Origin of the sequence: Streptococcus sp. GS001, from assembly GCF_021595565.1 — a bacterium.
Classification (GTDB): Bacteria; Bacillota; Bacilli; order Lactobacillales; family Streptococcaceae; genus Streptococcus; species Streptococcus xiaochunlingii.
In genome coordinates, this window is the sequence record NZ_JACSYJ010000001.1 from 22954 (window position 1) to 36849 (window position 13896).

Consider the following 13896-nt stretch of genomic DNA (forward strand, 5'->3'; position numbering starts at 1 on the left):
TATAATAGAATAAATTTAAAAGAGGGAGTGGGAGTTTGAGAAAAAGCTATCGTGTCAAGCGAGAAAAAGATTTCAATGCCATTTTTAAAAGCGGCAAGAATTGTGCAAATAGAAAATTTGTCATCTACCGTTTGCCACAAGAGCAGCCCCATTTCCGTGTCGGCTTATCCGTGAGTAAAAAACTAGGAAATGCTGTGACACGCAACCGAATCAAGCGCTTGATTCGTCATGTTTTAATGATGCACCAGGATCATCTTGTAGCAGATGATTTTGTTGTGATTGCTCGAAAGGGAGTTGAAGAACTGGATTTTGATCAGGTCGAAAAAAATCTAGTCCATGTATTAAAATTAGCGCAAGTCTATCGTCAGGAAAGGTAATTACGTGAAAAAGAAACTAAAAGTAGCTAGCTTACTCGGAGGGGCCCTCCTATTATTAACAGCCTGTGGAACGTCTGAAGTGACTTCCCAATCATCAGGAGTTTGGGAAAAATTCGTTTACTTCTTTGCAGAAGTAATTCGTTTCCTTTCTATCGGAGGAAACATCGGAGTCGGGATTATCCTCTTCACTCTCTTGATTCGGACCATTCTCTTGCCAGTTTTCCAATACCAAATGACCTCCTCGCGCAAAATGCAGGAGATTCAGCCACTTGTAAAAGAAATCCAGGCCAAGTATCCTGGGAAGGATTTGGAAAGCCGCACTCGCATGTCAGAAGAAATGCGGGCCCTCTACAAAGAAAAAGGTGTCAAGACTTCCTCTGCCTTCTTGCCATTGCTTGTTCAAATGCCAGTCTTGATGGCTTTGTTCCAAGCATTGAGTCGGGTAGAATTCCTAAAAGTCGGTCATTTTCTTTGGTTGGATTTGAGCGCAACAGACCCAACCTTTATTTTGCCAGTTTTGGCAGCCGTCTTCACCTTCTTTAGTACCTGGTTGAGCAACAAAGCTATGCCAGAAAAAAATGGTGGAATGACAGCCATGATGTATGCAATGCCCGTGATGATTTTCTTCTTCGCTATGTACTCAGCCAGCGGGGTGGCTCTCTACTGGGTAGTTTCCAATGCTTACCAAGTTGGGCAAACTTACCTATTGAACAATCCATTTAAGATTATTGCGGCGCGTGAAGCAGAGCAACAGGCAATCAAAGATCTAGAAAAACAAAAACGACGTGCATTTAACAAAGCACAGAAAAAGAAAAACTAAGAAGGAGTTTGACAGATGGTCCAATATAAAGGAGTCAATGTTGAAGAAGCCATTCAAAATGGTTTGAAAGAATTAGATATTCCGCGCATGAAAGCACATATTACTGTCGTTTCTCGTGAAAAGAAAGGTTTCCTCGGTCTCTTTGGTAAGAAGCCAGCCGTGGTAGACATCGAACCAATTGCAGAAACTACAGTGACAAAAGCCAATCAACAAGCTGTTAAGGGAGTTCCTGAGGAAATTAATGCTCAAAACGAACCTGTCAAGAGTGTCAGTGAAGAGACTGTTGATTTGGGGCGCGTGGTAGCAGCGATTAAAAAAGTTGAAGAAGAAGGCCAAGAAGTTTCGGAAGAAGTGAAGGCTGAGATTCTCAAACATGAGAAGGCTCCTGAAACCATTCTTGAAGAACAGGGTCATGGAGAGATTCTCGATTCAAGTCTTAACGAAGCCGAGACCCGCCAAACGTCTGATTTTGCTGGCTTAGGCATTGAAGTAGAAGAAAGCTATGACATTGAAAAGGTTGTCTCTGATGTCACTGCCTATGTTCAAACCGTTATTGATGAAATGGATGTCGAAGCTAGCATCTCAAGCAGCTACAACCGTCGCACCATCAATATGCAAATTGATACCAATGAGCCAGGTCGTGTCATTGGCTACCACGGGAAAGTTCTCAAGGCCCTTCAATTGTTGGCACAGAACTACCTTTACAATCAGTATTCTAAGAATTTCTACATTGCGATCAACGTTAATGATTATGTTGAACACCGTGCAGAAGTCCTTCAAAGCTATGCGCAAAAATTGGCAAGTCGTGCCCTAGAAGAAGGTCGAGCGCAACATACAGATCCAATGTCTAATAGCGAACGCAAGATCATCCACCGCATCGTATCGAAAATGGATGGAGTCACCAGCTATTCTGAAGGAGAAGAACCAAATCGTTACGTTGTCGTTGATATTGAAGGTTAATCTGCCGTCTAAAAAGGAAGATGCTAAAGGGAGAGAGGGGTGTAAGCTTGCTCTCTCCTTTTCTGTCTGAGAAAGGAAAACTAGCATGTATAGTAAGATAAGAGACTTTTTGAATTGTCAGGGAATCAAGTACCTAGCCCCTGCTAAAGCTGGTGAGGATGCAGAGCGAATGGTAGAGTATCGCGAGTTAGGGCAAGAAGCTCGGCAGGAATTCACCCACTTGGTCAGCGATTTTCAGAAGCTCTTTCCGCATTTAAAACAAGATCGGACCAGTCAGTGGATGAATCAAGCTCAAATTCTTCGCCCTCATTTTTGGGCTTATCTCCAAGGAGAGGGAGAGATCCAGGATCCGATGTTTGCCTTGCGACTTTATGGTGATGCGAAGGACTTTGGTGTGTCCCTGGAAGTAAGTTTTATCGAACGCAAGAAGGATGAGGAGAGTCTACAAAAGCAGAACCGCGTTTTAACTCTTCCGGTTTTTTCGCCAGTCTATTACTTCGCCCAAATAGAAGGTGTCAGTCAACGATTCCAAGGGACAGAAGCCAATCGCCAGAGACTTCTCAAAGGTGTGGAAACTGGCCAGGTCCGAAAGGTCTTGGTAAAAGTCGATGTCAATCTATCGCAAGCGACGAGTCAAGATGCCATTCTTGAGGAATTAAAAAAAGGAATGGCTAGCTTGCTTCCCTACTATGAAGCGACTCGTCAAAGGATAGAAGGAGATGCCCAATAAAAGCGGTATCATTGAACCTGCCCCAACAAATTTTTCATAGCTATTGACAAACAGACGTGAATCAGATAGAATAGTAAAGTATGTTTAGTAACTGATCACATTATAGCCGGCTAAACGAATACAAAATCTATGAGGAGGTATTCATCGTGAAACGTACTTATCAACCAAGTAAACTTCGTCGTGCGCGCAAACATGGTTTCCGTCACCGTATGGCAACCAAAAACGGTCGTCGCGTATTGGCAGCTCGTCGTCGTAAAGGACGCAAAGTTTTGGCTGCGTAATTCAGATAAAAAACTAAAAACCAGTAGAAACTCGAGACTACTGGTTTTTGTTTTGCCAAAAGTGTATTCAGCTAGGCTTTCTGTTATAATAGAGTGAGAAAAATCGTAGAAAAGGATCCATATGCAAATTTTTGATACCCATACTCACCTCAACGTTGAAGAGTTTGCAGGGAGAGAAAAAGAGGAATTAGAACTAGCTAAAGAGCTGGGAGTCTTTGCCCACAATGTTGTTGGCTTTGACAAACCAACCATCGAACGAGCAATAGCCTTGGCCGACCAGTACCCAGAAGTTTATCTCACACTTGGGTGGCATCCCACTGAGGCGGGCGACTATAGTCCTGAGGTAGAGGCTTACCTACTGGAACAGTTGAAACATCCTAAAGTCGTCGCCTTAGGAGAAATCGGTCTCGATTACCACTGGATGACGGCACCAAAAGACGTTCAAGAAAAGGTTTTTCGTCGTCAGATCCAACTGTCCAAGGACTTGGACTTGCCTTTTGTAGTGCATACGCGTGATGCTCTCGAAGACACTTATGCCATTATCAAGAGTGAAGGAGTGGGTCCGCGCGGTGGGATCATGCATTCTTTCTCAGGAAGCTTAGAGGAAGCTAAGCGCTTCATGGATCTGGGAATGATGATCTCTTTTTCTGGAGTGGTCACGTTTAAGAAAGCAACAGATGTCCAAGAAGCGGCAGCTGGCCTTCCGCTCGATAAGATCTTGGTTGAGACAGATGCCCCTTATCTGGCACCAGTTCCTAAGCGGGGCCGGGAAAATAAAACAGCCTACACCCGCTATGTAGTGGATCATATTGCAACACTACGTGGCTTGACAACAGAAGAAATAGCTCAAGCCACCTATGACAATGCGAGAAAGGTATTTGGCCTTGACTGAGAAAAGAAAAATACCAGAAGTGATTGTTGTTGAAGGCAAGGATGATACGGCCAATCTGAAACGCTATTATGAGGTGGATACCTATGAGACACGTGGATCCGCCATTAATCAAGATGACCTAGAACGAATTGCCACCTTGCAGGAGTTGCGTGGAGTCATAGTTTTTACGGATCCGGATTACAATGGGGAGCGCATTCGTAAGATCATCATGCAAGAAATTCCGCAGGCCAAGCATGCCTTTTTAAATCGTGGCGAAGCAGTACCCAAATCAAAAACCAAGGGCCGTTCCTTGGGAGTCGAGCATGCCAGCTTTGAAGACTTGGAAAAAGCCCTTGCTGGACTGGTGGGCTCCTATAAAGATGAGCATTTCTTTGATATTACCAAATCAGATCTGATGCGACTCGGTCTGCTGATGGGCAGTGAAAGTCGCAAACGACGGGAATATCTAGGAGAAGCCTTGCGCATCGGCTACTGCAATGGCAAACAACTGCTCAAACGCTTGGAGTTGTTTGGAATTTGTTTAGCGCAAGTCGAAGAAACGATGGCCAGTTATTAAAAAAGAGATAGAGGTGGAAGATGGGATTGTTCGACCTGTTTACAGATAAGAAAAAAGTGATAGGCTTTTCTTTGGAGAATGTTCACGCAGAACATCAAAAGAATCCACGGCATTTTTTGATTCCAAGTCAAGATGAAATCAACCAATTGAAGCTTGGAGATCAGGTTCGACTCATCTTTGTGTTGGATACAGTCTTGGAGAATGGGTGTCGAGCAGAGCGTATGTGGGTTGAACTGACTGAGATTCGTGATGGAAAATTTAAAGGACGTTTAACCAATCAACCCGCTTATATTACCTCCATCCAGCTTGGAGATGAGCTGGATTTTGCGCAGGAACATATCGCAAGCCTGATGGTTCCTCCGCTGAATCTTGATACGCAAAAAGGGGCCATGATTACCAAGGATTGCTTCCTACGACGTGAGATTAATTGGGCGATTCACGATGTACCTCACAATCCACAAGATAGTGGTTGGCAATTCTTTACAGGCTTTGAGTCTCAGGAAGATTTGGACGATCCATCTAAGATTACCATTATCAGTCTTGAAGAGGCCTTGGAAATAGAGCCCTTGTTGGAAACCGTCTTAGATAAGAACGGGGAAGCTTATGTTTATCAAGCGGAGCAGAATGCCTTTGTGGAAGACTGTTAGACTAGCCTACGGAGAAAAAAGAGAGAGTATGTCTCACTCTAAAATGATTAGAAAAGAGAAAAAATGAGAATTGCAGATTATAGCGTGACCAAGGCAGTGCTGGAGCGTCACGGTTTTACCTTTAAAAAATCCTTCGGTCAGAACTTCTTGACCGATACCAACATCCTTCAAAAAATTGTGGATACGGCAGAGATTGATAAGCAGGTCAATGTCATCGAAATCGGTCCTGGAATTGGAGCTTTGACTGAGTTCTTGGCGGAAAATGCGGCAGAAGTCATGGCCTTTGAGATCGATGACCGCTTGGTTCCTATTTTGGCGGATACCTTACGGGATTTTGACAATGTCACGGTTGTCAACCAAGACATCCTCAAGGTAGACCTCAACCAGTACATCGCAGAGTTTAAAAACCCAGACCTTCCGATCAAGGTGGTGGCCAACCTTCCTTACTACATCACAACTCCCATCCTCATGCACTTGATCGAATCCAAGATTCCTTTCCAAGAATTTGTGGTTATGACGCAAAAAGAGGTGGCAGACCGTATTTCAGCCGAACCTAATACCAAGGCTTACGGGTCTTTGTCCATTGCAGTCCAATACTATATGACCGCTAAGGTAGCCTTTATCGTGCCTCGTACCGTCTTTGTGCCAGCGCCAAACGTCGATTCTGCCATCCTCAAGATGGTGCGTCGCCCAGAACCAGCAGTGGCAGTCAAGGATGAAGATTTCTTATTCTCTGTCAGCAAGGCTAGCTTTGTCCACCGTCGCAAGACGCTTTGGAACAACTTGACCAGTCGCTTTGGCAAGACCGAAGAAATCAAAGCCATACTGGAAGCAGGAATCCAAGTTGCAGGCCTGCAACCTTCTGTACGAGGAGAAGCCCTTAGCCTAGAAGACTTCGCCCGCTTGGCAGACGGTCTTCTAGAAGCCGGGATCAAATAATAGAAAAGACATGGGTTCGTAATCTTCTTTCTTAATTATAAATACGCTATGAAGTACGGTGTTTTTTATGTGTTTTCGAATGATATCGGTTATAAAACGAGACTTTCCGCTGTGAGAAAAGAGCCTAAATAAAAGGTAGTTTAGGCTCTCGGAATTTTTGAGACTTAAGGCTCAAAAATTAGTTATGGAACTTCGGAGAAGTTCGCTAACGTCCGTACTCACCTAAGGAAAGTCTCAAAGAAGTTTTATAAGTAATAAGCCATAGGTCATGACCTATGGCTTGTTTGCATCGTAAGGAAAGGACGGGATTTGAACCCGCGCATGAAGAAAATCCATTTGCTGGATTTCGAGTCCGGTGCCGTACCGAGCTGAGCCACCTTTCCAAGATGCGGAGAAAGGGATTTGAACCCTCACGCCCGAAGAGGCACATGCGCCTGAAGCATGCGTGTCTGCCGTTCCACCACCTCCGCATAGTTCTATTATACTCTTTTTAAAAGAAAAGCCAAGAAAAAATAGTAACAGAATTTATATAGTGATTCTGTACTGATTCTGTACTGAGTCTTAAGGTAATATAAAATTCTAATATATATAGAATTTAAGGTCCGCAAGCGCTATCGTATATTTTTTGATATAATAGTAGTATTAACTTTAAAGGAGTGCTAGTTGCAAGGAACGATTGTTAAAGCCTTGGCCGGTTTTTATTATGTGGAGTGCGAGGGAGAAATTTACCAAACACGCGCCCGAGGAAATTTCCGAAAAAAGGGACAAACTCCCTATGTTGGAGATAAGGTAGAGTTTTCAGCCGAAGAAAATTCGGAAGGCTATATTTTAAAAATATTCCCAAGAAAGAATAGCTTAGTCCGTCCACCCATTGTGAATATAGATCAGGCTGTTGTCATCATGTCTGCCAAAGAGCCAGATTTTAATGTTAATTTATTGGACCGCTTTTTAGTCCTCTTGGAACAAAAAGTGATTCATCCGATTGTCTATATTTCAAAAATGGACTTACTAGAAGATCCAGCTCAGATGCTTCCTTTCCAGGAAGTCTATCGCAAAATGGGCTATGACTTTGTCACGGACAAGGAAGAGCTCTTGCCTCTCTTGAAGGATCAGGTGACGGTCTTTATGGGCCAAACAGGAGTGGGGAAATCCACCCTCTTGAATACCTTGGCTCCGGAGTTGGAACTAGAGACAGGAGAAATCTCCGATAGTCTTGGACGCGGCCGCCATACGACGCGAGCTGTCAGTTTTTATGATCTCAATGGGGGCAAAATTGCGGATACCCCTGGCTTCTCCTCTCTAGATTATGAAGTCGATAATGCGGAAGATCTCAATCATGCTTTTCCAGACATTGCCAAGGTGAGCCAGGATTGCAAATTCCGTACTTGTACCCACACACATGAACCATCCTGTGCCGTCAAGCCTGCTGTCGAGGAAGGGATCATAGCTTCCTTCCGCTATGAGAATTACTTACAGTTCTTGAGCGAGATCGAAAATAGGCGAGAAACCTATAAAAAAGTATCGAAAAAATTACCCAAATAAGGAGACCTGAAGAATATGAAAACAAACAAATTAGCCCCTTCTATTTTGAGTGCAGATTATGCAAATTTTGAAAGTGAATTGAAGAAATTGGAAGCATCTGGTGCGGAGTACGCCCACATCGATGTGATGGACGGCCACTTTGTGCCTAATATCAGCTTTGGTGCTGGTGTAGTTGCTAGTATGCGTCCTCACAGCAAGCTAGTGTTTGACTGCCACTTGATGGTTACCAATCCTGAGCAACATATCGAAGAGTTTGCGCGTGCCGGAGCAGATATCATTAGCATTCACGTCGAAGCGACGCCACACATCCATGGCGCCCTTCAAAAAATTCGTTTGGCAGGGGTGAAACCAAGTGTGGTCATCAATCCAGGAACCCCTGTTGAAAGTATCCAACACATCTTGAACTTGGTAGACCAAGTACTTGTCATGACTGTCAACCCAGGATTTGGTGGGCAAGCCTTCCTGCCAGAAACCATGGATAAGATTCGTCAATTGGTTCAATTGCGTGAAGAAAAAGGCTTGGATTTCGATATTGAAGTCGATGGGGGAATTGATGATAAGACGATTCACGCTGCGAAAGAAGCAGGGGCAAATGTCTTTGTAGCAGGTTCTTATGTGTTTAATGGAGATGTGAATGAACGAGTTCAAACCCTTCGAGCAGCCATCCAAGACTAAGGTTGCGATTGTAGCTGGAGGCCGAGTGGAAACCATTCCGCTAGACTTGGATGTTTATGTCGGGGTAGATGCAGGCTGCCTTTACCTATTAAAGCAAGGATTGGAACTATCTTTAGCAGTTGGAGATTTTGACTCTGTCGAGCCAGAAGAATTCCAGAGTATTCAATCTGCGGCTCACGAAATACGGACTTCGGTAGCAGAAAAAAATGATACGGATCTAGAATTGGCGATTAAGGAAGTGTTAGAAGGTTGGCCTCAAGCGGAAATTCAGATTTTTGGAGCCTTTGGTGGTCGCCTGGATCACCACTTGGCCAGCGTTTTTTTGCCCAGCGATCCAGAGATTGCACCCTTTATGTCGCAACTTTACTTGATGGACCAACAAAATTATCTCTGCTACCGTCCAGCAGGTCGCCATACCATTCTGCCTATAGTAGGCTATACCTATGTAGCTTTTATGCCAGTTGAGGGAGCTTCCATCCAGATTGAAGGAGCCAAGTATCCCTTAAATCAGACCAATTATTTTAAAAAGGCTATTTATGGTTCCAACGAGTTTATCAATCAGCCGATTACCTTAACCGTTGATCGAGGCTACGCCCTTATCATTTATAGCAAGGATGGGAAATAAGATGGAAATAATCCTTTTTGTATTAGGAGTGGGAAATCTTGTCTTGCTCTTCTTGCTCTACCAGCAACGGACAGCTGATAACAAACAGGTCCGTGACTTACTGGAGGACCAAGAAGATCATCTTTCGGATCAGCTGGATTACCGATTTGAGAGAGAGCGACAAGCTCAGCAAATCACTGGCCAGCAGATAGAGATGGCGATTAGTGACCGTCTTATGGAATTACGGACAGAAATGCATCAGCAAACGACTGCTTTACGAGCAGAACTTGCTGAGAATTTTACTAAAAACCGAGACAAAACGGACGAGCGGATGCAACAGATTCAAGCTTCCAATGATTTGCGCTTGGAGCAGATGCGTCAAACGGTCGAAGAAAAGTTGGAAAAAACCTTGCATAGTCGTCTTCAAACCTCTTTTGAGACGGTCTCCAAACAATTGGAGTCGGTCAATAAAGGTCTTGGGGAAATGCAGACGGTCGCTAGAGATGTGGGAAGTCTCAATAAGGTTCTTTCTAACACGAAAACCCGTGGGATTATGGGAGAACTCCAACTCGGCCAGATCATCGAAGATATCCTAACTCCCGCCCAATATGAAAGAGAGTTTGTAACAGTTCCCCATTCCAGCGAACGCGTCGAGTATGCCATCAAGATGCCTGGTCAGGTCAGAGGGGAATACGTCTATCTGCCAATCGACTCTAAGTTTCCTCTGGACGGTTATTACCGACTGGAAGAAGCCTATGAAAGTGGGGAGAAAGAGGAGATTGAACGGTGTCGCAAACTCCTATTGGCTAGTATCAAACAATTTGCTAAGGACATTCATCAAAAATACCTCTATCCGCCTGCCACTACTAATTTTGGGATTCTCTTTTTACCGACGGAAGGGCTCTATTCAGAAGTGGTCCGCGACCCAGCCTTCTTTGATCGTCTCCGAAGAGAGGAGCAGATTGTCGTCGCGGGGCCAAGTACGCTTTCAGCTTTGTTGAATTCCCTATCGGTTGGATTTAAGACCCTGAATATTCAACGAAGTGCGGATGATATTAGCAAGGTCCTTGCATCCGTCAAGACGGAATTCCAAAAATTTGGAGGCGTTTTAGAAAAGACCCAACGGCAGTTGAAGCATGCCTCTGGCAACATTGATGACCTTTTAAACCGAAGAACAAATGCTATCGAGCGTACACTCCGAAACATTGAAACGTCAGAGAATCTAGATATAGAAAGCCTATTGAATTTAGAAGTTGGAGAAGATGATGGTCAAAATTAATCAAATGAAAAAAGACGAATTGTTTGAAGGTTTCTACCTCATTAAGTCAGCAGATCTTCGTCAGACACGTGCTGGAAAGAACTATCTTGCCTTTGTCTTCCAAGATGAGACAGGCACGATTGAAGGAAAATTGTGGGATGCTCAGCCACATAATGTAGAGCAGTTCCAAGCTGGTCGCGTCGTTCATATGAGCGGCCGTCGGGAAATTTACAACAATACGCCCCAGGTCAATCAGTTGACCTTGCGGTTGCCTCAAAGCGGGGAGCCATCAAATCCAGCAGACTTTAAGGAAAAGCCTCCAGTAAACCCAGTCGATTTGAAGGACTACCTATCGGGGATGATTTTCAAAATAGAAAATCCAGTTTGGCAACGTGTGGTGCGGGCGCTATACAGCAAGTATGACAAAGAGTTCTACTCTTATCCTGCGGCCAAAACCAACCACCATGCTTTTGAGACAGGCTTAGCTTATCACACAGCCACTATGGTTCGTTTGGCTGAGAGCATCTCTCAGGTGTATCCTCAATTAAACCAGAGTCTCCTCTATGCCGGTATCATGCTTCATGATCTTGCCAAGGTACTGGAGCTATCAGGGCCTGAAAATACAGAGTATACCGTTCGAGGAAACCTCATCGGGCACATCGCTCTGATCGATGAAGAAATTACCAAGGTCTTACAAGAGTTAAAGATTGACGATCAAAAAGAAGATGTGGTTGTGTTGCGCCATGTGATTTTGAGTCACCATGGTCTACTAGAATATGGTAGCCCGGTTCGTCCAAAAATCATGGAAGCCGAGATCATCCATATGATTGATAACCTAGATGCAGAAATGATGATGATGACTTCTGCCTTAGCTTTAGTAGGCCCTGGTGAGATGACCAATAAGATTTTTGCCTTGGACAATCGCTCCTTCTATAAGCCAAATTTAAAAGATTCCTAATGAACTGGCCTTAAATAAGCTGCTCTTAGTTTGTTAGTAAAAAAACCAAAAACGAATGTTGTGAGACTAACAATGTTCGTTTTTTGGTATAATATGGTATAATACAATAAAAAAACTATGTGGAGAGAAAATGAAGCTAAGAAGAAGTGAGCGGATGGTTGTGATCTCGAATTACTTGATTAATCATCCCTACGAATTGACGAGTTTAAATACATTTGCCGAAAAATACGAATCTGCCAAATCATCTATTTCTGAGGACATTGTCATTATTAAACGGGCCTTTGAAGAAATGGAAATTGGAAGCATTGAAACTCTTACTGGTGCAGGTGGAGGGGTCATCTTTACACCATCGATTTCGGATGCAGATTCAAAAGAAATTGTCCAAAATTTGTGCAATCAATTGTCAGAAAGTAACCGGATTTTACCAGGTGGGTATATCTACCTTTCGGATTTGCTAAGTGATCCAAAAATCTTAAATAATATCGGACGCATTATTGCCAAGGCCTTCCGAGATCAAAAAATCGATGCAGTCATGACGGTGGCCACTAAGGGTGTTCCATTAGCAAACGCGGTAGCGAATGTCTTAAATGTTCCTTTTGTCATTGTACGACGCGATTTGAAAATTACAGAAGGCTCAACGGTCAGTGTCAACTACGTATCTGGTTCCAGTGGCGATCGGATTGAGAAAATGTTCCTATCTAAACGTAGTTTGAAAGCTGGAAGCCGTGTTCTGATTGTCGATGACTTCCTTAAAGGAGGGGGAACTATCAGTGGGATGGTTAGCCTCTTAGCTGAGTTCGATTCAGAGTTGGCAGGAGTTGCTATTTTTGCGGACAATGCTTCGGCTAGAAGTAAAGATTTATTTGATCACAAGTCACTTCTACGTGTGACCAATATTGATGTAGCAGAAAATAAAATTGATGTAGAAATCGGAAATATTTTTGATAAGGACTAAGCTGGAGAGGGAGAAAGGAAAATGAAAACAATTTTAGACCGTTTTGATCGTAGTCCCCTATGGCTTCGATTGGCAACGATATTCATCTTGACAGGAGTTCTTGTCGGTGGGCTTTATACGGTTCGTAAAAATTCTGCAGACCAAGTTACAGTAGTGAAGCGAGAAACCAAAAAAACAGGTTCTCTTCCTATTAAGAAGAAAGATCCTAAAAAAGCCAAAGAAGAAGAGGAAGCGAAAATCGCTGAAGCGGCTGAAAAAGCAGTTGCTCATTTTGAAACGACTGCAACTCAAGAAACCTTAACCGCTGCCAAAGGGGCCGTAGAAAAAGTGAAGGACGAAACCAAAAAACAGGCCTTTCAAGCTCGTATTCAGTACATTGTAGACTATTACGGAATGCAAACCAACCAGAATACTCAATCAACTGATACGAATCAAGCTAGCCAAACAGGTCAACCTCAGCAAGTCGTTCCAGCAGAAGTCCCTCAGTATCAGTCCAATGAGGTTCCTCAGGTTTCGAATGCTAACACACCAGCTGTAACGCAACAATCTGAACAATAATCTAGCGCGATTTTAAGAAGAAGCAATCGTGCAAAAAAGAGAAAAAAATCTTGACAGTGAAAGTGCCGCTATGTTACAATAATAGACGGTACTTTTTACTTTTGGTCTCTCAAGAGTGTACAGGGACGTGCTGACAAATGTTGCAAAAGTACACATAGATGGTAGCTGTCACCAAGTGTATCATCACCAAAAATAAAAAAATACAGGAGAATGTAGATGCCTACAATTAACCAATTGGTTCGCAAACCGCGTAAATCAAAAGTAGAAAAATCTAAATCACCAGCTTTGAACGTTGGTTACAACAGTCATAAAAAAGTTCAAACAAACGTTTCTTCACCACAAAAACGTGGTGTTGCAACTCGTGTTGGAACAATGACACCTAAAAAACCGAACTCTGCCCTTCGTAAATTCGCTCGTGTACGTTTGAGCAACTTGATCGAAGTTACTGCCTACATCCCAGGTATCGGACACAACTTGCAAGAGCACAGCGTGGTGCTTCTTCGCGGTGGACGTGTAAAAGACCTTCCAGGGGTACGTTACCATATCGTCCGTGGTGCACTTGATACTGCAGGTGTTAACGATCGTAAACAAGGCCGTTCTAAATACGGTACTAAACGTCCAAAAGCATAAGGAAAGGGGATAAAGAGAAATGAGTCGTAAAAATAGAGCTCCAAAGCGCGATGTATTGCCAGATCCGCTTTACAATTCACAACTAGTTACTCGTCTTATCAACCGCGTTATGCTTGATGGTAAACGTGGTACAGCAGCTTCAATCGTTTACGGTGCTTTTGAGCAAATCAAAGAAGCTACTGGAAATGACGCGCTTGAAGTATTTGAAACAGCAATGGAAAACATCATGCCTGTACTTGAAGTACGTGCACGTCGTGTTGGTGGATCTAACTACCAAGTCCCAGTTGAAGTTCGTCCAGAACGTCGTACAACACTTGGACTTCGTTGGTTGGTAACCATCGCTCGTCAACGTGGTGAGCACACAATGGTTGACCGCCTTGCTAAAGAAATCTTGGATGCTGCAAACAACACTGGTGCAGCAGTTAAGAAACGTGAAGACACTCACCGTATGGCTGAAGCTAACCGTGCCTTCGCACACTTCCGCTGGTAAGATCATGATGCTAGGAACGGAAAG

General features: G+C 43.6%; 18 protein-coding genes and 1 tRNA gene. 18 read left to right on the forward strand and 1 reads right to left on the reverse strand.

Annotated features, from left to right (window positions below; translation table 11 throughout):
• Positions 1-35: 35 nt before the first annotated feature.
• The 9 genes from rnpA to rsmA all read left to right on the forward strand — a co-directional run bounded on the left by rnpA (position 36) and on the right by rsmA (position 6202).
• Positions 36-377, forward strand: a complete 342-nt coding sequence (gene rnpA, locus H8S88_RS00070; protein ID WP_236127800.1) for a ribonuclease P protein component — start codon at positions 36-38, stop codon at positions 375-377.
• A gap of 4 nt (positions 378-381) precedes the next feature.
• On the forward strand, positions 382-1197 hold the full coding sequence (locus tag H8S88_RS00075) for a YidC/Oxa1 family membrane protein insertase (RefSeq protein WP_125335003.1): 816 nt from the start codon (positions 382-384) through the stop codon (positions 1195-1197).
• 15 nt (positions 1198-1212) lie between these two features.
• Positions 1213-2157, forward strand: a complete 945-nt coding sequence (gene jag / locus H8S88_RS00080; protein WP_125335001.1) for an RNA-binding cell elongation regulator Jag/EloR — start codon at positions 1213-1215, stop codon at positions 2155-2157.
• A gap of 85 nt (positions 2158-2242) precedes the next feature.
• A complete protein-coding gene (locus H8S88_RS00085) occupies positions 2243-2887 on the forward strand; it encodes a ribonuclease P (protein WP_125334999.1) in 645 nt (214 codons plus the stop codon).
• Between the two features lie 146 nt (positions 2888-3033).
• The gene (rpmH, locus tag H8S88_RS00090) at positions 3034-3168 is read left to right on the forward strand and encodes a 50S ribosomal protein L34 (protein WP_003003086.1); all 135 of its coding nucleotides are present in this window, start codon (positions 3034-3036) and stop codon (positions 3166-3168) included.
• A 121-nt stretch (positions 3169-3289) separates the two neighbouring features.
• The gene (locus tag H8S88_RS00095; protein ID WP_236127801.1) at positions 3290-4060 is read left to right on the forward strand and encodes a TatD family hydrolase; all 771 of its coding nucleotides are present in this window, start codon (positions 3290-3292) and stop codon (positions 4058-4060) included.
• Entirely contained in the window at positions 4032-4616 is a 585-nt protein-coding gene (rnmV, locus tag H8S88_RS00100) for a ribonuclease M5 (protein ID WP_236127926.1), read from the forward strand. The genes H8S88_RS00095 and rnmV overlap by 29 nt, the downstream gene beginning before the upstream one ends.
• 20 nt (positions 4617-4636) lie before the next feature.
• Entirely contained in the window at positions 4637-5263 is a 627-nt protein-coding gene (locus H8S88_RS00105; protein ID WP_236127802.1) for an immunity protein Imm33 domain-containing protein, read from the forward strand.
• Positions 5264-5326: 63 nt separating this feature from the next.
• On the forward strand, positions 5327-6202 hold the full coding sequence (gene rsmA / locus H8S88_RS00110) for a 16S rRNA (adenine(1518)-N(6)/adenine(1519)-N(6))-dimethyltransferase RsmA (protein ID WP_236127803.1): 876 nt from the start codon (positions 5327-5329) through the stop codon (positions 6200-6202).
• Positions 6203-6589: 387 nt separating this feature from the next.
• On the opposite strand, the gene H8S88_RS00115 is transcribed toward rsmA, so the two are convergent.
• Positions 6590-6672, reverse strand: a tRNA-Leu gene (locus H8S88_RS00115).
• 193 nt (positions 6673-6865) lie between these two features.
• Here H8S88_RS00115 and rsgA point away from each other — a divergent pair.
• The 9 genes from rsgA to rpsG all read left to right on the forward strand — a co-directional run bounded on the left by rsgA (position 6866) and on the right by rpsG (position 13872).
• Positions 6866-7744 carry a ribosome small subunit-dependent GTPase A gene (rsgA, locus tag H8S88_RS00120; RefSeq protein ID WP_125334989.1) on the forward strand — a complete coding sequence of 293 codons (879 nt, stop codon included), beginning with the start codon at positions 6866-6868 and terminating at the stop codon, positions 7742-7744.
• Positions 7745-7759: 15 nt separating this feature from the next.
• Positions 7760-8419 (forward strand): ribulose-phosphate 3-epimerase, encoded by a 660-nt coding sequence (gene rpe / locus H8S88_RS00125; RefSeq protein WP_023024510.1) that lies wholly within the window; start codon positions 7760-7762, stop codon positions 8417-8419.
• Entirely contained in the window at positions 8379-9044 is a 666-nt protein-coding gene (locus H8S88_RS00130) for a thiamine diphosphokinase (RefSeq protein WP_125334987.1), read from the forward strand. Before rpe ends, H8S88_RS00130 begins: the two co-directional genes overlap by 41 nt.
• A gap of 1 nt (position 9045) precedes the next feature.
• Positions 9046-10302, forward strand: a complete 1257-nt coding sequence (locus H8S88_RS00135; protein WP_048789968.1) for a DNA recombination protein RmuC — start codon at positions 9046-9048, stop codon at positions 10300-10302.
• Entirely contained in the window at positions 10289-11239 is a 951-nt protein-coding gene (locus tag H8S88_RS00140) for a 3'-5' exoribonuclease YhaM family protein (protein WP_048690860.1), read from the forward strand. Before H8S88_RS00135 ends, H8S88_RS00140 begins: the two co-directional genes overlap by 14 nt.
• Before the next feature lie 130 nt (positions 11240-11369).
• A complete protein-coding gene (purR, locus tag H8S88_RS00145) occupies positions 11370-12194 on the forward strand; it encodes a pur operon repressor (RefSeq protein ID WP_048690858.1) in 825 nt (274 codons plus the stop codon).
• 21 nt (positions 12195-12215) lie between these two features.
• Positions 12216-12752 carry a hypothetical protein gene (locus H8S88_RS00150; protein ID WP_048789969.1) on the forward strand — a complete coding sequence of 179 codons (537 nt, stop codon included), beginning with the start codon at positions 12216-12218 and terminating at the stop codon, positions 12750-12752.
• A gap of 216 nt (positions 12753-12968) precedes the next feature.
• Positions 12969-13382 carry a 30S ribosomal protein S12 gene (gene rpsL / locus H8S88_RS00155; protein WP_001142332.1) on the forward strand — a complete coding sequence of 138 codons (414 nt, stop codon included), beginning with the start codon at positions 12969-12971 and terminating at the stop codon, positions 13380-13382.
• Positions 13383-13401: 19 nt separating this feature from the next.
• A complete protein-coding gene (rpsG, locus tag H8S88_RS00160; RefSeq protein ID WP_003003105.1) occupies positions 13402-13872 on the forward strand; it encodes a 30S ribosomal protein S7 in 471 nt (156 codons plus the stop codon).
• The last annotated feature ends 24 nt before the right edge of the window (positions 13873-13896 follow it).

Coding starts and splice junctions, on each gene's coding strand:
- H8S88_RS00150 (WP_048789969.1), top strand. CDS start 12,216: ATGAAAACAATTTTAGACCGTTTTGATCGTAGTCCCCTATGGCTTCGA.
- rpsL (WP_001142332.1), top strand. CDS start 12,969: ATGCCTACAATTAACCAATTGGTTCGCAAACCGCGTAAATCAAAAGTA.
- H8S88_RS00140 (WP_048690860.1), top strand. CDS start 10,289: ATGGTCAAAATTAATCAAATGAAAAAAGACGAATTGTTTGAAGGTTTC.
- H8S88_RS00095 (WP_236127801.1), top strand. CDS start 3,290: ATGCAAATTTTTGATACCCATACTCACCTCAACGTTGAAGAGTTTGCA.
- rpe (WP_023024510.1), top strand. CDS start 7,760: ATGAAAACAAACAAATTAGCCCCTTCTATTTTGAGTGCAGATTATGCA.
- rpsG (WP_003003105.1), top strand. CDS start 13,402: ATGAGTCGTAAAAATAGAGCTCCAAAGCGCGATGTATTGCCAGATCCG.
- rnmV (WP_236127926.1), top strand. CDS start 4,032: ATGCGAGAAAGGTATTTGGCCTTGACTGAGAAAAGAAAAATACCAGAA.
- jag (WP_125335001.1), top strand. CDS start 1,213: ATGGTCCAATATAAAGGAGTCAATGTTGAAGAAGCCATTCAAAATGGT.
- rsmA (WP_236127803.1), top strand. CDS start 5,327: ATGAGAATTGCAGATTATAGCGTGACCAAGGCAGTGCTGGAGCGTCAC.
- H8S88_RS00130 (WP_125334987.1), top strand. CDS start 8,379: ATGAACGAGTTCAAACCCTTCGAGCAGCCATCCAAGACTAAGGTTGCG.
- H8S88_RS00135 (WP_048789968.1), top strand. CDS start 9,046: ATGGAAATAATCCTTTTTGTATTAGGAGTGGGAAATCTTGTCTTGCTC.
- H8S88_RS00085 (WP_125334999.1), top strand. CDS start 2,243: ATGTATAGTAAGATAAGAGACTTTTTGAATTGTCAGGGAATCAAGTAC.
- purR (WP_048690858.1), top strand. CDS start 11,370: ATGAAGCTAAGAAGAAGTGAGCGGATGGTTGTGATCTCGAATTACTTG.
- H8S88_RS00105 (WP_236127802.1), top strand. CDS start 4,637: ATGGGATTGTTCGACCTGTTTACAGATAAGAAAAAAGTGATAGGCTTT.